The following is a 21,955-nucleotide window of genomic DNA, read 5'->3' as shown; positions in this document are numbered from 1 at the left end:
TCAAAACACCGTATGCACCCCCACCCGCGCCACCGTCTGACTCGCGGAACTCGACGCCCCGTTCGGATCCAGCACGCCATTGACCTGCGCTTTCGCGCCGTTGTTCGCGCGCTGATAATCCGCCGACACATACACCATCGTCCGCTTCGAGAACAGGTACTGAAGCGCCACGCTGACCTGATGCGCGTGGTTGTTGTTCACTGCTTCATTGCCCTTCATGTACATGTACTTCGCACCGAGCACGACATCCGGCCTGACGTGCCACAGCCCACCGGCTTCGGCCATCCACACGCCGGCATCGTTGAATGAATTGCGCACGGTGGTCATCAGCGCATTCGCCGTCACGACACCGAAGTCGTAATGCATTCCGACGCCCCAGTTGCGCACGCTGGTGGACGGCACGCCGGGCGCGGGGCCGTATTTCTCGTTTGTGTACGCCGCACCCACGCCGAACGGCCCCATCTCGTAGTTCACCCCGGCGCTGACCGCATTGTCCGCGCCAACCGACCCGGCTACCCCACCAAACGCATACATCGCACCACCGGAAAATCCCGACACCGTCGGCGAACTGTACTTGACGGAATTCGCGATCGGTTTGCTACCCGCCGTGCGATCCCAATCGAATGCACCGGTCGGATTGTCCGGAAGCGCGAGACGTTGAAACGGGCCATTGCGAAAGCCGTACAACCCCGAGATATCCCGTGAAATCGCGTTGTTCTTCGAAAACAGCGAATCCACCATGAAGTCATACTGATTGCCGAGCGTGATACTGCCGAACCGGTTGCTTTCGAGGCCCACGTACGCATTGCGCCCGAAAATCCCCGTGCCGACGATCGCGCCGTTCGCCATCGAGAACTGATTCACGAGCGCGAAGATCGCGCGATATCCGCCCCCGAGGTCTTCCGTGCCGCGAAAGCCGAAGAGGTTGGGCGCGAATATGCCGTCGTCAAATTTGACGTTCTTTCCGCCACCTTCGTTGCTGACATAAGAGACGCCCGCGTCGATCAGCCCGAACATCGTCACGCTGCTCTGCGCCCATGCGCCCTGCGCCACGGCGAGAATCGCCACTGCTCCAAACCTGAGTTTCATTCCGTCTCCGTCTTTTTATGAAAAAGCGAGGCCACCACCTGCTATGTGGCGGGTGCTCGCTCGTTGCTGCACAAGGAATCGATGTCGTTCAGGTATTGATTACCAGACACCTGAAATATGATTAGCTTTACTGATCGACAAACACGGTGGCCGTCGCATTGAACGGCCCTGCTCGCCCTTCATCAAATCACCGGAATCAAGCGCCTCGATAGACGACCCACGCGGCAGCATCCACCTCCACCGCCACAGCCTCCAGCGCCGAACCCGAGCACGGCCCGTCGATACACAAGCCATCGTCGAACCGGAACAGCGCGCTGTGATGGGCGCACATCAGCACCTGCGACCGATAGCACGAAACGCTACCCGGCACGAAATCGAGCGGCACCGAAAAGTGCGGGCAACGATTCACATAAGCCCACACCTGCTCACCGCGTCTCACGACGATCACAGGGCGCCCGATGCATGCTTCGTCGACGACCCGCGCGCCGCCGTCGGGCACATCGGAAACGCGGCAGAGTTGTCGTGCGTCCATGATTCACACTCTCTGCTCGGGATTGCCGAGGCTCCAGTCCCACGGCCGCACCTCCACATGCGAGAACAACCCTTCCTTCACATACGGATCGTTGCCGATGAACTGCATCACCGCCTGAATGTCGTCCGCCTCCACGACGAGCAGCGTGCCGTTCATCGCGTCGCCGTGCGGGTCGAGCGTCGGGCCGCCGAGCCGCACCACGACGCCGTGCTGGTCGGCCGAGCGCAGGTAAGTCCGGTGAATCGGCCGCACGCGATCGCGCACGTCGCGCATGCCCGGCTGGTCCGTCGCAAACACCGCAAAAAATCTTGCCATGGCGGTCAGCTCCGATCGAGGACGAACGCATGCAGATGCCGCACGCGGCGCTGCATCAGCGCATGCAAGCGCGGGCCCGGCATGCCGTCGAAGCGGGCGACGGCCGGCTCGGCCAGCGTGGTGTCACCGTCATGGTGGTCAAGGCTCATGGTTGTCTCCGTTGGCGCATCCGGCCGTTCATTGCGGCGCGCGCCCTTCCCATGCGCGCTGAAGCAGCGCGCGAATCGCGTCGCGTTCGATCGGCCGCGGATTCACATACGGGTTGCGGCATGCGAGGTCGGCCGCTTCGTCGAGGCCGGCCTCCGGCATCCCGAGGTCAGCCAGCGCCGGCGCGATGCCGAGCCGTACGTTCAGCGCGAACAGCAGCGGGCCGGCTTCGGCCGCGTCGTTCCCGCCCAGCGCGCGCGCCACGCGGCGCAGCGCATCGGGCGCGGCGGCGTGGTTGTAGTGCGCGGTATGCGGCAGCATCGCCGCATGCGTCTGCGCGTGCGGCAGGTTGAAGGTGCCGCCGAGCGTGTGGCACAGCTTGTGATGCAGCGCCATGCCGACCGCGCCCAGGCAGGTACCCGCGAGCCACGCGCCGTACAGCGCGCGGCTGCGCGCGTCGCGGTTCGCCGGATCGCGCACGACCACGGGCAGCGCTTCGCCGAGCGCGCGGATCGATTCTTCCGCCATCAGGCTGATCACCGGATTCGCGTCTTCCGCGTACAGCGCCTCGACGGCATGCGCCATCGCATTGATGCCCGATGCCGCGGAAATGTCCGGCGGCAGCGACAACGTCAGCGACGGGTCGTAGAGCACCGTCCGCGGCAACACGCGCGCGTCGCGCCCGGTGCGCTTCAGCCGGCCTTCCGTGAGCCCGAAGATCGGCGTCATCTCCGAGCCGGCGTACGTCGTCGGCACGGCCAGGATCGGCAGCACCGATTCGAGCGCAATCGCCTTGCCCAGCCCGATCGTCGACCCGCCGCCAATCGCGACGCAGCAGTCCGCGTCCAGTTCGCCAGCCATCTCGCGCGCCGCATGCGCGACCTCGATCGGCACGTGCATGACCGCCTGCGCGCAGATGCCGGCCGCACGCTCGCCCAGGATCGCCGCCACGCGCTCGGCGAGCGGCCGCTGCTCGGGCGTGGACAGAATCAGCGCGCGGCGGGCGCCGAGCGTCGACAGCTCGTCCGGCAGCCTGTCGAGCGCGCCCCATTCGAATACCACGCGGGACGGGGTGCCCTGATAGACGAAGCGATCCATGGCGAACCTCAGCGCTTGAAGTGCGGCGGCACGTTGCCGTCGACGTTGACCCACACCGACCGCGCCTCGGTGTAGTCGTGCATCGCCTCGAAGCCCATCTCGCGGCCGTAGCCCGACTGGCCGACGCCGCCGAACGGGCTGCCCGGATTGACGCGCTTGTAGCAGTTGATCCAGCACATGCCCGCGTTGATCTGCGACGCCATCTTGTGTGCACGCGAGAGATCCTTCGTCCACAGGCCGCTGCCCAGCCCGTATTCGGTTGCGTTCGCAATGGCCAGTGCTTCGTCGTCGCTGCCGAAGCGCAGCACCGTGACGAACGGGCCGAACACTTCTTCCTGTGCGATACGATCGGTCGCGCTTTTCGCCTCGATGACCGTCGGGCGCACGTAGTAGCCGTTGGCGAGCGCGGGGTCCTGCGGCGCGCTGCCGCCGGTGAGCACACGGCCGCCCTGCTCGCGCGCGACATCGACGAACGCCAGCACGCGATCGAGGTGCTGCTTCGACGTCAGCGGCCCCATCTCGGTGTTCGCATCGAGCGGGTTGCCGATCCGGATCGACGATGCGAGCGCCACGAAGCGCTCGAGAAACGCATCGGCGATGCGTTCGTGCAGCACGAGACGCGAGCCGGCGATGCACGCCTGCCCCTGGTTGTGGAAGATCGCCCACGCGGCGCCGTTGATGGCCGCGTCGAGATCGGCATCGTCGAACACGATGTTGGCGCCCTTGCCGCCCAGTTCGAGCTGCACGCGCTTCAGATTGCCCTGCGACGCTTCGACGATCCGGCGGCCGGTGGCCGTCGATCCGGTGAACGCGATCTTGCCGACGCCCGGATGTTCGGCGAGCCGCTGGCCCGCCGTATGCCCATAGCCGGGGACGATGTTGACGACACCCGCCGGAAACCCGACCTCGGCCATCAGCTCGACGATGCGCAGCGTCGACAGCGGCGTGATTTCCGAAGGCTTGAGCACCACCGTGTTGCCGGCCGCGAGCGCCGGGCCCATCTTCCAGCTCGTGAACATCAGCGGAAAATTCCACGGCACGATCTGGCCGACGACACCGATCGGCGCGCGCTGCACGTAGTTCAGGAAGCCGGTCTCGACAGGAATCACCGAGCCTTGCAGCTTGTCGGCCATGCCGCCGAAGTAGCGGAAGCACGCGGCCGTGCGCGGCACGTCGAGCGCACGCGAATCGCGGATCGGGTGGCCGGTGTCCAGCGATTCGAGTTGCGCCAGCTCCTCCGCGTTGGCCTCGATCGCGTCGGCGAGGCGCAGCAGCAAGCGGCCACGTTCGGCAGCCGGCAGCGCCGACCATTTGGGGAACGCGCGCGTCGCGGCTTCGACGGCCAGGTCGACGTCCGCCGCGGTAGCGGCCGCGATCTTCGTGATGACGGAGCCGTCGTGCGGGTTCAGCACGTCGATCGTGCCGCGGTCGACGGCGTCAACGAAGCGCCCGTCGATGAAGAGTTGGGTTTGCATGAATCGTCCTCGGTGTATGGCGTGAAGCGCAAGCGGAAACCGACGCGCCGCTCAGAACGCGATCGGATACGGCGCGAGCTCGCCGCTCTCGTAGCGCTGCGGCAGGTTCGGTGTCGCGTTTTCCCAGACCAGCAGCATCGACCGCTTCGTGGAGTAGCCCTGATGCCGGATGTCGGCGGGCATCGCGCAGATGTCGCCGGCGCGCATCGTCACGCGGGCGCGCGGCGCGCCGGTGTTCTTGTCGCCGATGTCCCACACGATTTCGTCGGACAGTTGCAGGAACCATTCGACGCGGTCGTTGCCATGGAACACCGGCAGGATGAATTCCTCGGTGGTCGGGCAGAACAGGCTGCGCCCGCACACCGACGTGACCGACGGATTCCACGTCACGTCCGAACGCGACAGGTACTTGAACAGGTTGAATGCGTGCAGCTCGCCTTCGAAGCCCGGCTCGACGTGCACTTCCGGCTCGTCCTGCGCGACGTCGAGGAACGCGCGGTTGACCGGCAGGTCGTCGCGCAGCGGCGAATCGCCTTCGAGGCCCGGCATGCGGCGCGTCGCGATCCGCGTGCGCTCGATCGCCGAGCCGTTCTCGCCGTGCTTGCGCCCGAACGCGGTGCCGGTCTCCTCGGGCGCCGCGAACGGATCGAAGCCTTCGTTCGTCCAGTCGTGCAGCATCGCCTTGAAGGTCGCCATGATCGTGGGCGTGTCGAAGGTCTCGGTGTAGTCCACGCCGGCGTCCTTCAGGATGCCGTTGAAGGTGCCCGCATACATGTCCACCTTGCCGTAGTGGTTGCGCGTGCCGAACACGTGATCGAAGTTCACCCAGCCGTAGAAGAAGCCCCATGCCACGTCGCGCATCATCGCGCGCAGGAACGCGTCCGCCGGCATCGCGTGCGTGCGGGTCTGGCCTTTCGCGGGCCAGCTGATCTTCACGAAATATTCGTCGCGCTGGAATTCGAATGCGCCGAGCTGGAAGCGGCGGTAGCCGGTGACGGCATCGGCTTCGGTGGCTTGCACCAGATCGGCGGCGAAGCCTGCGGAGGTATCGAGGGTGTCGAGAGTGGCCATAACGTGTCTCCTGGAAGTGTCGAATGAGGTCGGACGAATCAGTGCAGGCAGATGTCGGCCCACTTCTCCACGGACAGCTCGCCCAGGATGGTCTGCACGAGTGCGACGCCCGGCTTGCCGGCGGTGAAGCGGTATGCACAGCCGGCCGGCAGCAGCGCCTGATGGCCCTGGCGCAATACGACGTAGCCCATCTTGCGGCCGGCCGGTTGCGTGCCGGCGTTCACGGTGCCGCGGCCCGATTGCGGCGGCGTATCTAGCTTGATGAATTCGATCCGGACTTCGCCATCCATCTGGATCACGAACTCGTCGTGCGCGCACGCGAACCACGGCGACTGACCGTCGGTCCGCAGCACTTCGATCACGTATTCGAGGTTCTTGCCGGCGACGACCTTTTCGTAAGGGGCCGACTTCGATGCGACCTCGAAGACATTCGAGAACGCGTAGTGTTGAGCGCTGCCGCTCGTGATTTCGATCTCGCCTTTCTTGTAACTGTCGAGCGAGCCAAAGACGGTGTGGAATGCCGTGTCGGTCATTTCTGTCTCCTGAGTTGAACCGCTTGTTGGATTCCACTCTAGGGGCAAGGGACCACCGCAACAAGGCACGGGACGGCGACTACGGCATTTGCGTTTCGCGAATAATCCGCGCGCTTCAACGCACCCAGCCACGCTCCAGAAGGGGGCGATCCCACGGCGATTCGTCGCCGATGGTTTCCGCGAGGAACTCGACCAGCGCCTTCACTTTCAACGCCTGTCGCTGCGTTGCGGGATAAACCGCGGCAAAGCTCAGCGGCGCGAGCTGAAAGTCGGTCAGGATCGGCACCAGCCGGCCCGCGACGAGCGCCTCGCTCGCCACGAGCGTCGGCAGGCACACGACGCCGCCACCGGACAGCGCGTACTCGCGCAACAGGTGCACGGAGTTCGAGCGGATCATGCCCGGCAGCTCCATTTCGACGACCTCGTCGCCGCGCGTCATCGTCCAGCGATTGCGCGACGGATAGCCCGAATAGAGCGCGGTGGTGTGCTGCAGCAAATCGCGCGGATGTTGTGGCGCACCATGCGCGTCGAGGTACGCAGGCGACGCGCAGAAGAGGCGCTTGACGGTGAACAGCCGCCGTTCGATCAGCGACTCGGAGATCGGCGGAAAGATCTGGAACGCGATGTCGAACCCTTCTTCGACAGGGTCCACGACACGGTCATTGACGATGACGTCGAGCTGGATGCCCGGGTAGCGCCGGTTGAACTCCACCAGCGGCGCGCCGAAGTGATCGAGCGCGAAACCGGGCAGCATCTGGATGCGCAGCCGTCCGGTCGGGGTCGCGCGCAGCTCGCGCATCTGGTCGGTCAGCTCGTTGACGCGCCCCACCACCTCCGCGCATTCGCGATAAAACGCCTCGCCCACTTCGGACAGGCGCACGTGGCGCGTGCTGCGATGGAACAGCGGCGCGTTGACGAACTTCTCGAGCTGCTGGATGCGGTTCGTCACGACCGAGCTGGTCACGCCAAGCTGCCGCGCCGCCTCGGCGAAGCTGCTCGCCTCCGCCACCCGGACGAATGCCTCGATGCTCAGGAACCGGTCCATACCGCGCCTTTTTTCGACAGCGAAACCGGCAGTCTACCCGTGCGGATCACGGGCTGTGTCATGCGGGAGGCGTCACTCTGTCACCCAATCGATGTCAATCGTCGATGACGCCGGCCCGCACGCACCGCCCAGCCCGCCCATGGCCTTACCGCGATTGCTCGCCCGCCGCCAGTTCCGGTTGCACGGCCGCCATGCGACGTTGCAGCACGGCCGGCGCGGTTTCCTTCAGCAGCAGGCTGACCACGATGCCCAGCATGACCGCGCCCATCGGCAGCCACAGAATGTTCTGGATGCCAAAGTGTGCGGCGACATAGCCGCCCATCGCCGGCGCGATGCCGCCGCCGAAGATCTCGCCGACCCCGACCACCACGCCGATCGACGTCGACACGAGCCCGATGGGCGCGGCCTCCGTCGCCACCGGGCCGGACAGCAGCGACACCAGCCCGAGCGTGAAGAACGACGCAACGAACAGCACGCCGAACAGTGCGAGCGGCTGCGGGCCGAGGCCGCGGAAGATATAGAGCATCACGGCCGTTCCCGCGAAGCCGACGATGCTCGCGAGGCGGCGGCCAACCAGGTCGGACAGGCCCGGCAACCCGAATTGCCCGAGAAAACCGCCGAAACCGATCGCCGACACGACGAGGCCCATCTTCTGCGTGCCGAGCGCCAGGTAGTCGGTCAGGTACAGCGGCAACAGCGCGCCGAGCACGAATACGCCGGTCATCGCGCAGCACAAGGCGGCCATCGCCACGAGGATGTTGCGGCTCTTGAGCACATGGCCGAGCGACGCCGGCGCATGCTCCGACGCGACGGCCTTCGTGACCTTCGGCTCGCGGATCACGAAGAACATGATCGCGCCGAGGATCAGGCCGGGCACGGCGACGAGCGCAAAGACCCAGCGCCACGACACGAAGCCGAGCAGCTGCGTCGCGATGATCGGCGACAGCGCGAGCCCGAACAGCGCGAAGCCGCTTTGCTGCAGGCCGAGGTTCAGCCCGCGCCGCCGCGGATGCGATGCGTCGGCCGTCGCGGCAAAACTCGTCGGGCAGAACGAACCCTCCGCGACGCCCATCAGGCCGCGAATCGCCATCAGCCCGAGCAGGCCGCCCGCGAGCCCCGAGAAACCCGACAGCAGCGAGAACGCGATGATGGCCGGAATCAGCACCTTGCGGCGGCCGATCTTGTCGGAGATGCCGCCCATCAGCGCCGCGAAGATGCCCCACGACAGGCCGAGCACGCCGATGCAGTTGCCGACGTCCTGCGCGTTCAGGTTGAGGTCCTTCATGATCGAAGGGAACAGCGGTGCAATCAGCCAGCGATCGAGGCCGACCAGCCCGAAGCCGAGCGCCAGCAGCGTGACCGCCTTCCATTCGTATGAGGTATCCCACTCGTTTGCTTTCATGTCCGTCTCCGTGGACACAGGTTCGCCTGCGCGCGCCGCAGCGCCTGCGCATGAGCCCGGTCCGATGTCTTTTGTGTGCGACGCGAATCGCGAGGAAGTGCCGGCCGGCGTTCGGGTGCGACGCGTTGGGTTCAATCAGCCGACGTCACCACGATAGGTGCACGGCCGCCAATCGGGTATGGAACAACCGGCGAACGCGCCATTCGCGAAACGCAAATAATCGGGCGGTGTGGGCAGAAAGGGGCGGCGGAAGGGCGTGGAGAGGGTGCGCGCAAGATAGACGTGGCGCTCGCTCGTACGTGGCGGGGGAATCCCTCATAGACATCGCGAACGCCTACGCTTGGCCCGCTCACGCGGGCCATGCAACACCATCCGACAGGCTGGGCAGAGGTCTCGTCAAGCCGGTAGAGGGTGCGATTCACCCTGTATCGCTCGAAGCGCAATCGGGGCCAAATCCCTTGGCAGGCGAGCTTTTCAGCTATGGAAACGGCCGCGCCCGAAAGAAGCGAACGATGGCGGGATCACTCGTCACGCCATCCGGCCGCGGGCCTAATGCGTTTTCTTGCGAATCTGGTTGACCTTTGGCAAATACGTCAGGACCGCATGGGATCGGTCGCCACCGGTCGCCACGATCGTGATGACCTCGTGTCCGGACGCACTCAACGCGCCCGTGCTCAGATCAATCGACACGACGAAGCTCGTCCCGTCCGCATACGTCCCGCGGGTGACGCGCTTGCCGTCCTCGAACGTGATGGCGAATGACGCGAGTTCCAGAATGTTCGCGCGAATGTCAGTTACGGGAAGGGTCGGCTCGAATGCGACCACACCATCGGCTTGCAGTTGGGCACACCCGTGTCGGCCCAAACTGACGTGCATTTCCGTATCGCTGTTGACAGCCACCCGCATGCGCGGGTCGTCGTACTGCGTATCGTCGGCGAACAGCAACGCTTCCTTCTCTTTCGAACTCATCACGCCTCCTGTTTCGGCTCGCGAATGACTTTCCGGCTCCATGCAGGCGACCTATAGCGAGCCATGCAAAAAAAAGCCGCCCACGGACGGCAGGCAGCGAACGACCCAACGCTGGAACACACCACCGCACCCGGGCCATACGAGCGCGATCCTAGTCGCATCTTTTCGGATGCCGCAACACGGCGCGATTCATTCGATATAAGACAAATACTATATTTGAATAATCCGGCTTCGATTAGAACAACAAGAAATGCTCCCAACCGATTACCACACCCGCCTCCAGTCACGACCAACACGCGTCGAAGCAAGACCTCCGTTAAATAAAACAATCATCAAAAACGTCAAATACCGTTTCACCAACACTAAAACGTTATATAAAAATAAAAATTCATTTCATATTCACTGCGAGATTGATATTCTCCCCCACACATTTCCGAGCACATTCGTTTATTGCACTGAGAGACCCGTTCGAACCAATACGAATCAAGAACATAAATCATGAGATCGTAGTGATGTCGATAACAAAAGCATTCCGGGATTTTGCGTCCGGTCTGGCCGTCGGGAACAAGCGGCCGGTCGATCTCCATTTCGGGCGGGCGCAACGCGCGGTCGGCCATCTGCTGGCGCTCCATCACGCCAATATCCGCGAAGGGCTGATGTCGGGCATCGAAGGGCAACTGACCTGCGTGTCGACCTACGATCACCTGCCGCCTTCGCTGTTTCTTGGTTTGCCCGTATCGGTCCGGCTGACGACCGATCGGGGCAACATCCGGGCCATCAACGCGATCGTGCACGAAGTGCGAACCGGTCAATCCGACGGCGAACTCACCGTGTATCAGCTGCATGTATGCGATGCCCTGTCGCTGATGGATCGTCGCACGAACGCTCGCCTGTTCCGCTCGCGCAGCGTGCCGGAGATTCTGGCGACGCTGATGAACGAGTGGAAACAGCGTAGCCCCGCACTCGCGCGAGCGTTCGATTTCGACCTGTCGACGTTGCAGGCCGATCGGTATCCGGCACGCGAGCTGACGCGGCAAGTCAACGAATCCGACGCCCGCTTCATCCGGCGGCTGCTACGCCGGGAAGGCATCACGGTCTTCGCGACGGCCGCGCCAGTCGACGGAAGGCGCAGCGTGACCGATGAGCGGCCGATTCACACGCTCGTGTTCTGCGACGATCCGCATCGTCTGCCAGACGCGCCGGCCGGTATCGTACGCCTTCACCCGCGCGACGCCGGCGCCGAGCAACGTGACACCGTCACCCTCTTTGCGTACGACCAGAGCCTGTCGCCCGGCAAGGTCCGCCGCCCGTCGTGGGATTACAAGACCGCTCGCATGGACGACTTCGAGGCCGTCACCGGCATCGGCCAGGGCGAGTCGGGGAACGACCTTGCGCGCCTGCTGACCGACGTCGCGATCGACATCCCGCACGTCGGCGACTCGTGGAACGATCACGCGCGCATCGCGCAAGACCGGATGCTGGCCCATCAGTTCGAAGCCGCGCACTTCGACGGCATCGGCACCGTGCGCGACATGCTGGTGGGACACGGGTTCACGCTGGCGGGCGATCCCGAACTGGATATGAAGTCGATCGATCGCCGTCGGTTCGTCGTCACGTCGATTCGACACGTCATCTGGAACAACCTGCCGACAGGCTTGTCGGGTCGCGCGAGCGGGCTGTTCGCGGCAAGCCGCAATCTGACGCCAACCGCCCCGCCGCCCGATGCATCGGGATCAACGGACACGCGCTACGAGAACAATTTCACGTGCGTGCAACGGGGCGTGCCGCTGAAGCCGGCCTACGATCCGGCGATCGACGTGCCGCCGGTTCACCTGCTGACCGGGACGATCGTCGGCACGCAGGGCGAAGAGGTGTTTTGCGACAAGGCCGGCCGCGTGCGTGTGCAGATTCATGGGCTGGACCCGGCGGACCATGCGCACGCGCAAGGCGCCGGCACGAACGGCCTGGCCGGTGACAGCGCGCCGATTCGCGTCGCGGCAAGTCTCGCGGGCGAATGCTTTGGCGCGCTGTTCCTGCCGCGTGTCGGCATGGAGGTCTTGCTGGGGAACCTGTCGGGCGATCCCGACCGTCTGGTGATCATCGGCGTGTTGAGCAACGGCGCGAATCCGCCCGCGACTTTCAGCCATACCGGCGGGCTTCCGGGCAACCGCTACGTGTCCGGGATCAAGACGCGGGAAATCAGGGGCCGCCGGCACAACCAGCTTCGACTGGACGACACGCCGTCACAAATCTCAGCGCAGTTGGCAAGCGAACATGCGCATACCCAGTTGAATCTCGGCTACCTGACGCAGCCGCGCAAGGACGGACACGGGAGCGACCGGGGTGAAGGCGCGGAACTGCGCACCGACGCCGCTGCGGCGTTGCGCGCCGCCCAAGGCATGCTGTTGACGACCTATGCGCGGTCGCACGCGACCGGCGGTCAGCTCGACCGCGATGAGCTGATTCACTTGCTCGACCAATGCACGGAGTTGTTCAAGTCGCTCGGTGATTATGCCGGCCAGCATGGTGGGCAATCCGCCGACACGGCCGGCCAGGACAATCTCGCCAACGCATTCCGTCACTGGAAACCCGGCGGATCGGAAGCGGGCGCGGCAAGTGAAGCCTCCGCATTCATGGCGTTCGGCGCGCAAGCGGGGTCGCTGAACGTCACGCCGAAAACGCACGTCACGTATGCGGGCGAGAACATCGATCAGATCGCGCAGCAACACATGCAGATCACGAGCGGCGAGCGAATCAATCTGCATGCAGGACACGGCGTCGCGATGTTCGCGCACGGCAACGGCGTATCGGCGATCGCGCACCAGGGGAAAGTCGCGCTTCAATCGCAGAACGGCGACACGCAAATCGAGTCCGGCAAAAACATCCGGTTGACTGCGGCCGACGGCAAGCTTGCCGGCACGGCAAGCGACGAAGTCGTATTCGTCACGTCCGGCGGCGCGTATCTCAGGCTGCATGGCGGCGATATCGAACTGGGATGCCCTGGCAAGTTCACCGTGAAATCGGACGGTCATGCCTGGGATGGCCCCGCAAGCATGAGCGTCGACTTGCCGACATTCGATCAACGTCCGCTCGGGCGCGTCCCGAAGCTGATTCGTCCAACGGACGGTAACGCCGCACCGGGGTTCGACGGACAGGTACGCAAGGCATCGGGAACGCTGTCGAGTTTGACGACCGACACGGCAGGGGAACTGCCGGCCGTCGATACCGACCGGTTCGAGAGGCTGGCGGTGAAGTTCACCAAGAAGAATGTTTAACTAAAGCGCAGGAGTCCGGATGAACGACTCATCTCTCGATCCTCGACCGGAAGAGGACACCCGCACCAATCAGCACGCCGCGAAGACCGATGTGCCCGACGCGGCTGCGTCGCGTCCTGAGCCACCTCAGATCGTCGTCGGCCGGAGCGACGGGGTCTCGATGTGGACGAAAGACACCCGCCTGATCTGCCTCAAGCAAATGCCGTTGCCCGGTATCGTCATCTTCGTGCATGGGGTGAACTCCGAAGGCGAATGGTTCGAAGCCGCCGAGCAGGGGCTGTGCGATGGCTTGAACCGCCGGCTCGGACGGCTGGACGATCAACTCAAGTATCGCGGTATCGAGGCCGGGCAACTGGTGCCTGCGAAGTACACGGAAAGCGTGACGCCGGACGGTTTTTTGAATCCGAAGCTCTGGTCCGGCAACTACATCAAATCCGACCCGTCCTTCTCTCCCGTCATTCATTTCCGATGGGGCTATCGGGCGACCGCCGCTGAGCTGAAAGAGTATGGCGACAAGATCTTCCTGAACGAGAAGGACTACTGGGGCGGCGGCCCGTTCACGAACGGTTGCGCGAGCCTGCCCGATCTCTGGCACGGCGGCCTCGACGACCGCGCGGCCGGGTGGGTGACCGTCCAGGGGATCAACCCGACCCATCGACCGCTGTATCGCGCGCCACCCCGCGCATATGGCGTGCTCGCGGCGTTGCGCCTTGCGAGGTTGATCGAGTCGATTCGCCGCATGCAGGCCGACGTGCCGATTACCGTCGTGTGCCATAGCCAGGGCAACATCGTGGGCCTTACCGCAGCCTTCTTCGGCGATGCACTACCCGATGTCGAAGATCCGTGGGGACGTAGCGGGCATTGCGTGGCCGACGCCTACGTGCTGGCGAATGCACCGTACAGTCTTGCGCGCGCAGACGGCCCGAATCCATCCGATACGTTCATGGATACCTGGTCGCAACGCGCGACCAGGGACGGCAGCGGTCGTCGCGGGCGGCAGACCTACACCGCCCGCACGAAAACGTTCGGCAAGTTCCTGTCGATCATCGGCACGCGGAAGGCCTATGAACTTCCCGCAGACAAGATCGATGAAGACATGGCGAACGAACGGGTATCGCCGACCAGCAAGCGGTCTTATGCGGCGCACGAGGATCGGGTACGCCACGGCCTGAACGGATCGACGTATGGTCGCGTCACCGCGTATTGCTGTCCGCACGACCAGGTGATTTCGGCCGTCACGGTTCAAGGCATCGGCTGGCGCGGCATCGACGAGAACGAGCTGAACGATATCAGCGTCCCCGGCGTGCTGACGCAGCGCGTCTTTGCCTCCGGCTTCCACGTCGGCGTGCAGAAACGCTATCGGTATCGGGAGGATGACTGGCGGCATGGCAAAGAGGGAACGACGTCGGGATTCTGGTATCCGCCTTCACCGCCTGCCAAATTCAACCTCATCGGTGCACTCAAGGGAAACGAGTCCGTGTTCGGGATAGCGGCCACGCTTGCATCCGCGCCGATCATGTTTTTCGTGACCCAGATCAGCTCGGCATTGAATATGTTCCGCGTGAACGCCAATCCGCCGGAGGGTTGGACCGTGGTGGCGGACGCGCCGGCACTCGACGAACCGTTCCCACCGAAGGCGTTGCGGTTCGGCAAGCCCATCGAAACGAAGGACGGCAATGCGACAAGCGACTTCAACGAAGGCAACGATCCTCCAGCCGCATGGCGCGACGCAAGCAAGAGCGAGGCAGACAAGCGCGCGGACGATCCCTACGATCAGTACAACCCGAAGAACAATGACAGCGTCGCACAAGGGACGGCAGAGAGCGAAGCCGGACAGCGCTATGAGGACCGCGCGTTGATGCGGATGGAGGCCCGGCGAACGCTGAATACGGAATGGCTCGATGGGGACGGCCACGTGATCGGTGAGGACGGCAAGAGCGAAATGCCCGAGGGCTACAAGGAATGGCGCGACAAGCAGATTGTCGACTGGCTCGATCGTGGTTCGACCAACAGCCCGACGAATCACTCCACGACGATGACCAATCCGAAGCATGCGGAAAAGGCGCTTGCGTACGATGTGGCGATCGGGGTTTGCTATCTGACGCCAGAGCAACTCTATGACTTGCGAATTGAGGCGGATTGGCGGATAGGCAAAGGTATTCCAGAAGATAGTTCGAACAAAAAATACTATGAATATTTCTCGCGCGGCGAAATTGACAATCTGCCTGTGCAGGAATGGGTACATATAGTGAGAGGCGAAGGAAATATGCCCGACGCGATTGTGGACGAACGTGAAGGCGATTTCTATCTGAAGGTCGGGGGAGTGATTTGAAAATTCTAATCGTCACACGGTCGCGACGCGTCGCCGTCGCCGTTTCGACTTGGCTGATCGCAACCGTACTCATGGCCTCGCTGATGGCGCACGTAGAACAACCCAACCCGGCACATTTGGAGATAGGAGATTGGATGAAACGATTCATTGTAGTACCCGGCCTCGCTGCACTCATGGTGTTTCTATTCATCACCGCACTGATGCGCCCAGCACAAGCCGGGCCTGTCCAGCAGCCTGCAGAGAATGCAGCTCCGGCAGCCGAAGAACCGGCGAAGCCCTTCGTCGCACAGGTTGTTGGCCTGATGTGGTTGAATCCATTGCAACGCATGGACTACCCCACCCAATGGCAATTGTTGTGGACGCAAGGACTTGCCGTTCCAAACAAGAATGACGATATGGTTCGCACTGATCCGAAGTCGTTTACCACCTTGCAATCGGTAGCTGGTATCGCATACGGAAACAGAGGCAAGGAAACATTTAGAGGCTTCTATCGCAAGTACATGTTCGAGTTTCCTCTAATAATTCGTTCACGCTATTTCGCCAATCCAAAATATTTCTACACGGTAGGACCAAACGACAAAGGAGAGTGGCGCGAATTGGCGGGAATTCATGTTGAGCTTTCGATTCCGAATCGACTTGATTCGGCTGAATCGCAAAGCTACTTGCGCGACTCAATTCGAAAGTCATTCTCGATCGGCAACCCGCATTTCCGAGAAATGTGGAGCCGCGACACGCCCCCCGACGTGCAAATCACCCAAGGCGGCGCGAACGCAGGCTTTACATCGCTGAACAAGGCACTGGACTACTTGCAGGAAAACCCCGACAAGACCGTATGGGCGATCAACTGGGACGCGCCCAACTTCCCGCCCACGGACGCGCAGATCAACGAGAACCTCGTCGTGCTGTTCCTCGCCGGCCCGACCTTCAACACCGAGCGTGAACCACTCGCCTGGATCAGCAAGGCCGCGACCGGTAACACGCTTGATTTTCCGAAGAAGGTCGGCACGACCCGCGCCGTGCAGGCGTGGAAGGCGACCATTGACCAAGCGGCGCGCAACGCCGGCATCGCGGCCGCCGACCTCGACTACATCGTTCACGACGCAGGTAAAGGCAGTGACGCATCATCGGCACGTCTTGCGGTGCTCGGACAGACCTTGACCGAAACCCTTCCCGAATACGACCACCGCAAGCAGACATTCAACACAACCGCCCTACTCGGCGACATGGGAACCGGCAGCGCATTGACCGACGTCGCGCTCGCCATCGGCCGGATCAATCACTTCGGCGGCAACGCATTGGTCGCCGGCACGACCGATCCCGAGCATCCCGTCGCGGTCGTTGTCCGGCCGCCGTCGAAGCTCACGCCGATCGATCCCGACAAGGACTGGTTCCGCGCACGCGGCGGAAACAACGCCTACCTGCCGTGGTGGGGGCGTCGGCACGATACCAATTACGGCATGCAGGGCTATTCATGGTGATGCGCACCGGCGCGGCCGCGCGTTACATGTGAACGTATCTGCCACGTCGAGCAGCAGGAGATTCGATGAAACGATTTGTAGTTGTACCCAGTTTGGCAGCACTCGTGATTTTTCTGTTCACGACGACCATGATCCGGTCGGCGCATTCCGCACCTGTCCCGGGGCCGGTAGCGAATGCGGTGCCGGCCGTCGCAGAAGCGGCGAAGCCGTTCGTCGCACAGGTCGTGGGCTTGATCTGGCTGAATCCGTTGCAACGCATGGACTACCCGACCGAATGGCAACTGCTGTGGACGCAAGGGCTTGCCTCGCCGAACAAGAATGACGACATGGTGCGCACAGATCCGAAGTCTTTCACTACGTTGCAATCGGTAGCCGGAATCGCTTATGGAAATCGTGGCACGGAGACATTCAAGGGCTTCTACCACAAGTACATGGAAAAATTTCCCCGCTTGCTGAGTAGTCGTTACGCGATGAACGCCAAGTATTTCTACACAGTAAAACCGGATGATAAGAAGGATTGGCGCGAACTTTCCGGGATTCGCATCGAGGGTGCAGTTCCTGAGCGCCTTGATCCGGCTATCGCGCGCGAATACCTGGCAGAGCCGATCCGAAAAACCTTCTTTATCGGCAACCCGCATTTCCCGACGATGTGGAGTCGCAGTGCGCTCCCCGACGTACAAATCACGCAAGGCGGTGCGAACGCCGGCTTCACATCGCTGAACAACGCGTTGGACTACTTGCAGGCGAACCCCGACAAGAGCGTCTGGGTAGTGAACTGGGACGCACCCAACTTCCCGCCCACGGATGCACAGATCAACGAGAACCTTGTCGTGCTGTTCCTCGCCGGCCCAACCTTCAACACCGAGCGTGAGCCCCTCGCCTGGATCGGCAAGGCCGCGACCGGTAACACGCTTGATTTTCCGAAGAAGGTCGGCACGACCCGCGCCGTGCAGGCATGGAAGGCGACCATTGACCAAGCGGCGCGCAACGCCGGCATCGCGGCCGCCGACCTCAACTACATCGTTCACGACGCAGGCAAAGGCAGCGACGCATCGTCGGCACGTCTTGCGGTGCTCGGACAAACCTTGACCGAAACGCTTCCGGAATACGACCACCAGAAGCAGACGTTCAATACAGCCGCCCTACTCGGCGACATGGGCACCGGCAGCGCATTGACCGACGTCGCGCTCGCCATCGGCCGGATCAATCACTTCGGCGGCAACGCACTCGTCGCCGGCACGACCGATCCGGATCACCCGGTCGCGGTCGTTGTCCGACCACCGTCGACGCTCACGCCGATCGATCCCGACAAGGACTGGTTCCGCGCACGCGGCGGCAACAACGCCTATCTGCCGTGGTGGGGACGCCGACACGATACCAATTACGGCATGCAAGGCTATTCATGGTGATGCACACGGGGGCGGCAGATTGCTTCATCCGAGCGTGATCGCCGCGTCAGACCTCAAACCATTTGGAGGACGAAATCCCATGCGGGGAATTATCCGGGTAGAAGATACGCACACCCACGGCGGCCGGGTCGAATCCGGCGCCCGAAAAAGCACGGTGATGGGGCGCGCGGTCGCCCGCATCGGCGACCCATGCTCGTGTCCGATTCATGGCGCTTGCGAGATTGCCGAGGGCGACACGGCATTCAAGGTCGAAGGTCGAGACGCTGCCTTCGATGGTCACAAGACTTCATGCGGCGCGACCTTGATTTCCTCCCTTCACACTTCCGGGCGAGTTTGAATGCAAAAGACCCGACGCATGACTGCCGAACAGTTCCGCCTGTTGCGCGTGCAAAATACACGAATCAAGCCCTTGAACCAGTGGGCTCTACACGAGATTTTCGTCAAGGGCCGATCACAGCGGGCCGTGGCGGCGGAAGTCGGCATGACGTGTTCCGCGATGTCGCAGCTCGTACGGAAGGTGTGGCAGCGGTATCTGGAGCTACCGGGAAACTGTACGCGCCTCACCACCCTCACGATCACGATCCCGGCCAGATACGAGCCCGCACTCCAGGCATGGGTGCGGGATGCATATCGATTGGCGATTCAGAACGAACAAGATACGGCGACCTGATCGATTCCCGCCCCCGGAACTTCTCTCAAACCCCATTCACAACGGTTTTTACGTCCCATGAAGTTTTCGATCAATCCGGATGCGGCACGGTACGCGACGATCGTATCGATCGTTTCCGCCGGCATTTCCATCGTCTCGGCGTGGTCCGCTCACGACGCGATGAAAAGTAACGAACTCATATACCGACCCTATGTCGTGGCAACACAGCACTTCGACGACGCCGAAAACAGGCGAGGCATTTATCTTTCAAATGCAGGGCTGGGGCCGGCCATCATCAAGAATATGACCGTGACGATCGGAACCCGAAAATACACCGGCCTCGGCCCCAGTATCTGGTCACGCGTCCAGTCCGATGCAGGCGTCGGCGCCACGCGATGCTTCAGGACCGGCTGGCCGCGCCCCGACGATCCGCTGAAAGCCGGCGAGATCGTCCCGCTTCTGGCCTTGTCGGATAAGGCGCCCCCTCCATGCGTGCCCATCCTGCTCAAGCTGCTGGCCATGAACGATATCGCTATCGATATCCAGTACGAATCCGTGCACGGAACGGCGTTCTCTTCGACGCGCGACGTCGGCCTTCACGATCCCGACGCAATGCAGATCGCACGCCAATATGACGACATCGAACGGCGCATGGCTGAACTGCTCAAGGGCATGGATGCCGTGCATGCTCCGCACGCTGCGTCCGCTGCGCAGCCCTGAATGCTGCTCGCGGCACGGCCGATCGCGTTGCGTGTCGGCGTGCCGGCGCCGCAATCCGGCGCTCAGGCCGGGCCGGCATTCCGCGACCTCTTCGACGCTTCACCAAAGATTCAACAAAGCGGAGACCACGCCTCCGGCAGGCAAATCGTCGACGTAGCCCGCTCGATCTGCTGCGGTCCGCCCTTGGGCGGCCAAAGCCCCTCGGCATAGTGGCGCGCGCGCAATGCCATGCGCTCCTCCAGGCTCGAGAACCCCCAGATATGGGCAATGCGAGGCGGGCCGTCGATCGCGTACATATTCGCGACGAGATGCGACGTATAGGCTTCGGCGGGGCCGACGGCCTGCTCCCACGCGGCGATCGTCGGCGCGATCCCGGCCGGCTTTAGCCAATAGCGGCGAAATTCGTAGAACCTGCCCAGTGTCGACGGCTCGATCGCGGGCAGGAACGGAAACAGTTCGTAGGTTTCCATGCTGAGACCCACGTGGTCCCCGTCGATATTGAACGGCCCGCCGCTCATCAACGCACGTCGACGCTCCTGCTGCAGTTCGTCGATATCGTCGAAGCCGCGCAACACGACGATCTGCCCCAACTCGCCGATTTCCGAACGCCATGCGCCAAGCAGACGCCCCGCGGCCCCCGGATCCGTTACCCATCGGTGCGCACCGGCGGAAACGGCATCCTGCTCCAGCAGCAAACACGACAACGTCGTCAGTTCATACTGCATCTCGACCATCCCTCGCAAAATGGGCCGCGGACACGCAAGTCTCACCCGCCCGTCGTCATAAAAATAAATTCCCGCAATCCCACTTCTGATAAAACGTTATTCCATATCAAGCTGAATCGCCAGCCAACTTTGGATCCTTTTTCCCTTCTGTCCCCCGTATCATTTCTTCCATTCCGAAAGAAACGAGCATGAGAAGGACATGAGCGACACCACCACGCTGCACTACCTCGACTACGCCGCCACGACGCCCGCCGATCCGCGCGTGATCGAAGCGATGACGGCCTGCCTCGGCTTCGACGGCATCTTCGGCAACCCGGCATCGAGCTCGCATGCCGCCGGCCGGCTCGCGAAAGACAAGGTCGAGCAGGCCCGCGCGCAAGTCGCCGCGCTGATCGGCGCGGACGCCGACGAGATCGTCTGGACCTCGGGCGCCACCGAATCGAACAACCTCGCGCTGAAGGGCTATGCGGAAAACGCGACCGGCAAGCGCCACCTGATCACGAGCCGCATCGAGCACAAGGCCATTCTCGACACGATGGCGAACCTGGCGAAGCACGGCGCGTCGGTCACGTTCCTCACGCCCACGCGCGACGGCGAGATCACCGCCGACGCGGTCGCGGCCGCCATCGGCCCCGATACGGGCCTCGTGTCGCTGATGCTCGTGAACAACGAACTCGGCACGCTGACCGATATTGGCGCAATCTCGCGCATCGTGCATGACGCGGGCGCGCTGCTCCACGTCGACGCCGCGCAGGCGCTCGGCAAGACGCCGATCGACGTGCGCGCGCTCGGCATCGACATGCTGTCGATGTCCGCGCACAAGGTGTACGGCCCGAAGGGGATCGGCGCGCTGTTCGTGCGCCGCGACATCGCGGATCAAATCGCCCCGCAGATTCACGGCGGCGGGCACGAGCGCGGCTTGCGTTCGGGCACGCTCGCGACGCATCAGATCGTCGGCATGGGCGTTGCATGCGAACTGGCCGCTGAAAAGCTCGACGGCGAAGCCGCACGGATCGCGGCGCTCGGCGCGCGCCTGACGGACGCGCTGGTCGCCCTCGGCGATGTCACGCAGAACGCGGCCGCCGCGCGCCGCATCCCGCACACGCTGAGCCTGACGGTGAATGCGCCGGGCTTCTTCCCGTTCATGCTCGGTGAAGCGCTCGCCGTGTCGTCGACGTCCGCATGCAACTCGACCAGCGGCGCACCGTCCCACGTGCTGACCGCGATCGGCCTCGATGCGGAAACGGCCGGCCGCACCGTGCGCGTAAGCTTCGGCCGCTTTACGACGGAGCAGGACGTCGATTTCGCGATCGCCTGCTTCCGCCAGGCGATCGAACAGTGTCGCGCGACGGCGGCGAACGGCTTCTCCGCGTCGCGGCAGATCACGCCGGCCGACCTGAAGGCGATCCGCAATGCCGGCTTCCGCTCGGTCATCTGCAACCGGCCGGACGGCGAAGGCGACGCCCATCCGGCGTTCGACGAAATCGCCGCGGCAGCCCGCGAACTGGGCCTCGAAGCACGCTACCTGCCGGTCGAGCGCGACGGCATCGGCGATGCGGAGATCGATGCCTTCGGTGCACTGGTCGACACGCTGCAGAAGCCGGTGCTCGCGTACTGCCGCAGCGGCAATCGCTCCGGCATGCTGTGGAATCGCTTGTCCGCCCGGCGCACGGCCACGGCTTCGGCCTGAG

At 63.3% G+C, this 21,955-nt stretch carries 20 protein-coding genes; 8 read left to right on the top strand and 12 right to left on the bottom strand.

Annotated elements, in window-relative coordinates; all coding sequences use genetic code 11:
• The 11 genes from QZM35_RS00485 to QZM35_RS00435 all read right to left on the bottom strand — a co-directional run bounded on the left by QZM35_RS00485 (position 1) and on the right by QZM35_RS00435 (position 9,676).
• Positions 1-1,089 (bottom strand): porin, encoded by a 1,089-nt coding sequence (locus QZM35_RS00485; protein ID WP_301775182.1) that lies wholly within the window; start codon positions 1,087-1,089, stop codon positions 1-3.
• 196 nt (positions 1,090-1,285) lie between these two features.
• On the bottom strand, positions 1,286-1,621 hold the full coding sequence (locus QZM35_RS00480; RefSeq protein WP_174975070.1) for a Rieske 2Fe-2S domain-containing protein: 336 nt from the start codon (positions 1,619-1,621) through the stop codon (positions 1,286-1,288).
• Positions 1,622-1,624: 3 nt separating this feature from the next.
• Positions 1,625-1,936, bottom strand: coding sequence for a YciI family protein (locus QZM35_RS00475; RefSeq protein ID WP_046549162.1), 312 nt, complete (start codon positions 1,934-1,936; stop codon positions 1,625-1,627).
• Between the two features lie 5 nt (positions 1,937-1,941).
• Complete coding sequence (locus QZM35_RS00470; protein WP_301775181.1) at positions 1,942-2,085, bottom strand: hypothetical protein; 144 nt, start codon at positions 2,083-2,085, stop codon at positions 1,942-1,944.
• A 28-nt stretch (positions 2,086-2,113) separates the two neighbouring features.
• Positions 2,114-3,181: a maleylacetate reductase gene (locus tag QZM35_RS00465; protein ID WP_174975072.1), complete on the bottom strand. Its 1,068-nt coding sequence runs from the start codon at positions 3,179-3,181 to the stop codon at positions 2,114-2,116.
• 8 nt (positions 3,182-3,189) lie between these two features.
• The gene (locus QZM35_RS00460) at positions 3,190-4,656 is read right to left on the bottom strand and encodes an aldehyde dehydrogenase family protein (protein WP_089428385.1); all 1,467 of its coding nucleotides are present in this window, start codon (positions 4,654-4,656) and stop codon (positions 3,190-3,192) included.
• 51 nt (positions 4,657-4,707) lie between these two features.
• The gene (locus QZM35_RS00455; protein ID WP_089428386.1) at positions 4,708-5,727 is read right to left on the bottom strand and encodes a hydroxyquinol 1,2-dioxygenase; all 1,020 of its coding nucleotides are present in this window, start codon (positions 5,725-5,727) and stop codon (positions 4,708-4,710) included.
• 38 nt (positions 5,728-5,765) lie between these two features.
• Complete coding sequence (locus QZM35_RS00450; RefSeq protein ID WP_089428387.1) at positions 5,766-6,260, bottom strand: hydroxyquinol 1,2-dioxygenase; 495 nt, start codon at positions 6,258-6,260, stop codon at positions 5,766-5,768.
• A 115-nt stretch (positions 6,261-6,375) separates the two neighbouring features.
• Entirely contained in the window at positions 6,376-7,305 is a 930-nt protein-coding gene (locus QZM35_RS00445) for a LysR family transcriptional regulator (protein WP_089428388.1), read from the bottom strand.
• Between the two features lie 145 nt (positions 7,306-7,450).
• On the bottom strand, positions 7,451-8,707 hold the full coding sequence (locus tag QZM35_RS00440) for an MFS transporter (protein ID WP_089432098.1): 1,257 nt from the start codon (positions 8,705-8,707) through the stop codon (positions 7,451-7,453).
• 549 nt (positions 8,708-9,256) lie between these two features.
• Positions 9,257-9,676 carry a hypothetical protein gene (locus QZM35_RS00435; RefSeq protein ID WP_301775180.1) on the bottom strand — a complete coding sequence of 140 codons (420 nt, stop codon included), beginning with the start codon at positions 9,674-9,676 and terminating at the stop codon, positions 9,257-9,259.
• A 512-nt stretch (positions 9,677-10,188) separates the two neighbouring features.
• On the opposite strand from QZM35_RS00435, the gene QZM35_RS00430 reads away from it, so the two are divergent.
• The 7 genes from QZM35_RS00430 (at position 10,189) to QZM35_RS00400 (ending at position 19,539) form a co-directional block, all read left to right on the top strand.
• The gene (locus tag QZM35_RS00430; RefSeq protein WP_301775798.1) at positions 10,189-12,951 is read left to right on the top strand and encodes a type VI secretion system Vgr family protein; all 2,763 of its coding nucleotides are present in this window, start codon (positions 10,189-10,191) and stop codon (positions 12,949-12,951) included.
• Between the two features lie 19 nt (positions 12,952-12,970).
• On the top strand, positions 12,971-15,283 hold the full coding sequence (locus QZM35_RS00425) for a hypothetical protein (RefSeq protein WP_301775179.1): 2,313 nt from the start codon (positions 12,971-12,973) through the stop codon (positions 15,281-15,283).
• 134 nt (positions 15,284-15,417) lie between these two features.
• Positions 15,418-16,761 (top strand): virulence factor, encoded by a 1,344-nt coding sequence (locus QZM35_RS00420; protein WP_301775178.1) that lies wholly within the window; start codon positions 15,418-15,420, stop codon positions 16,759-16,761.
• 65 nt (positions 16,762-16,826) lie between these two features.
• Entirely contained in the window at positions 16,827-18,170 is a 1,344-nt protein-coding gene (locus QZM35_RS00415) for a virulence factor (RefSeq protein ID WP_301775177.1), read from the top strand.
• 79 nt (positions 18,171-18,249) lie between these two features.
• Positions 18,250-18,507: a PAAR domain-containing protein gene (locus tag QZM35_RS00410; RefSeq protein WP_089432094.1), complete on the top strand. Its 258-nt coding sequence runs from the start codon at positions 18,250-18,252 to the stop codon at positions 18,505-18,507.
• Complete coding sequence (locus tag QZM35_RS00405; protein ID WP_174975079.1) at positions 18,508-18,840, top strand: TrfB-related DNA-binding protein; 333 nt, start codon at positions 18,508-18,510, stop codon at positions 18,838-18,840.
• Between the two features lie 57 nt (positions 18,841-18,897).
• Entirely contained in the window at positions 18,898-19,539 is a 642-nt protein-coding gene (locus QZM35_RS00400; protein ID WP_089432093.1) for a hypothetical protein, read from the top strand.
• Between the two features lie 110 nt (positions 19,540-19,649).
• On the opposite strand, the gene QZM35_RS00395 is transcribed toward QZM35_RS00400, so the two are convergent.
• Positions 19,650-20,264: an NIPSNAP family protein gene (locus tag QZM35_RS00395; protein WP_089433247.1), complete on the bottom strand. Its 615-nt coding sequence runs from the start codon at positions 20,262-20,264 to the stop codon at positions 19,650-19,652.
• 199 nt (positions 20,265-20,463) lie between these two features.
• Here QZM35_RS00395 and QZM35_RS00390 point away from each other — a divergent pair, with 199 nt between their 5' ends.
• Positions 20,464-21,954 (top strand): aminotransferase class V-fold PLP-dependent enzyme, encoded by a 1,491-nt coding sequence (locus QZM35_RS00390; protein WP_089432092.1) that lies wholly within the window; start codon positions 20,464-20,466, stop codon positions 21,952-21,954.
• Position 21,955 lies beyond the last annotated feature (1 nt).

Source organism: Burkholderia sp. AU45274 (assembly GCF_030482505.1).
Classification (GTDB): domain Bacteria; phylum Pseudomonadota; class Gammaproteobacteria; order Burkholderiales; family Burkholderiaceae; genus Burkholderia.
This window is presented reverse-complemented; position numbering and strand designations above follow the sequence as displayed.

What these genes read in the sequence shown, in the direction of transcription:
- QZM35_RS00485 (WP_301775182.1), bottom strand. Translation starts at nt 1,089, where the DNA reads ATGAAACTCAGGTTTGGAGCAGTGGCGATTCTCGCCGTGGCGCAGGGC.
- QZM35_RS00480 (WP_174975070.1), bottom strand. Translation starts at nt 1,621, where the DNA reads ATGGACGCACGACAACTCTGCCGCGTTTCCGATGTGCCCGACGGCGGC.
- QZM35_RS00475 (WP_046549162.1), bottom strand. Translation starts at nt 1,936, where the DNA reads ATGGCAAGATTTTTTGCGGTGTTTGCGACGGACCAGCCGGGCATGCGC.
- QZM35_RS00470 (WP_301775181.1), bottom strand. Translation starts at nt 2,085, where the DNA reads ATGAGCCTTGACCACCATGACGGTGACACCACGCTGGCCGAGCCGGCC.
- QZM35_RS00465 (WP_174975072.1), bottom strand. Translation starts at nt 3,181, where the DNA reads ATGGATCGCTTCGTCTATCAGGGCACCCCGTCCCGCGTGGTATTCGAA.
- QZM35_RS00460 (WP_089428385.1), bottom strand. Translation starts at nt 4,656, where the DNA reads ATGCAAACCCAACTCTTCATCGACGGGCGCTTCGTTGACGCCGTCGAC.
- QZM35_RS00455 (WP_089428386.1), bottom strand. Translation starts at nt 5,727, where the DNA reads ATGGCCACTCTCGACACCCTCGATACCTCCGCAGGCTTCGCCGCCGAT.
- QZM35_RS00450 (WP_089428387.1), bottom strand. Translation starts at nt 6,260, where the DNA reads ATGACCGACACGGCATTCCACACCGTCTTTGGCTCGCTCGACAGTTAC.
- QZM35_RS00445 (WP_089428388.1), bottom strand. Translation starts at nt 7,305, where the DNA reads ATGGACCGGTTCCTGAGCATCGAGGCATTCGTCCGGGTGGCGGAGGCG.
- QZM35_RS00440 (WP_089432098.1), bottom strand. Translation starts at nt 8,707, where the DNA reads ATGAAAGCAAACGAGTGGGATACCTCATACGAATGGAAGGCGGTCACG.
- QZM35_RS00435 (WP_301775180.1), bottom strand. Translation starts at nt 9,676, where the DNA reads ATGAGTTCGAAAGAGAAGGAAGCGTTGCTGTTCGCCGACGATACGCAG.
- QZM35_RS00430 (WP_301775798.1), top strand. Translation starts at nt 10,189, where the DNA reads ATGTCGATAACAAAAGCATTCCGGGATTTTGCGTCCGGTCTGGCCGTC.
- QZM35_RS00425 (WP_301775179.1), top strand. Translation starts at nt 12,971, where the DNA reads ATGAACGACTCATCTCTCGATCCTCGACCGGAAGAGGACACCCGCACC.
- QZM35_RS00420 (WP_301775178.1), top strand. Translation starts at nt 15,418, where the DNA reads ATGAAACGATTCATTGTAGTACCCGGCCTCGCTGCACTCATGGTGTTT.
- QZM35_RS00415 (WP_301775177.1), top strand. Translation starts at nt 16,827, where the DNA reads ATGAAACGATTTGTAGTTGTACCCAGTTTGGCAGCACTCGTGATTTTT.
- QZM35_RS00410 (WP_089432094.1), top strand. Translation starts at nt 18,250, where the DNA reads ATGCGGGGAATTATCCGGGTAGAAGATACGCACACCCACGGCGGCCGG.
- QZM35_RS00405 (WP_174975079.1), top strand. Translation starts at nt 18,508, where the DNA reads ATGCAAAAGACCCGACGCATGACTGCCGAACAGTTCCGCCTGTTGCGC.
- QZM35_RS00400 (WP_089432093.1), top strand. Translation starts at nt 18,898, where the DNA reads ATGAAGTTTTCGATCAATCCGGATGCGGCACGGTACGCGACGATCGTA.
- QZM35_RS00395 (WP_089433247.1), bottom strand. Translation starts at nt 20,264, where the DNA reads ATGCAGTATGAACTGACGACGTTGTCGTGTTTGCTGCTGGAGCAGGAT.
- QZM35_RS00390 (WP_089432092.1), top strand. Translation starts at nt 20,464, where the DNA reads ATGAGCGACACCACCACGCTGCACTACCTCGACTACGCCGCCACGACG.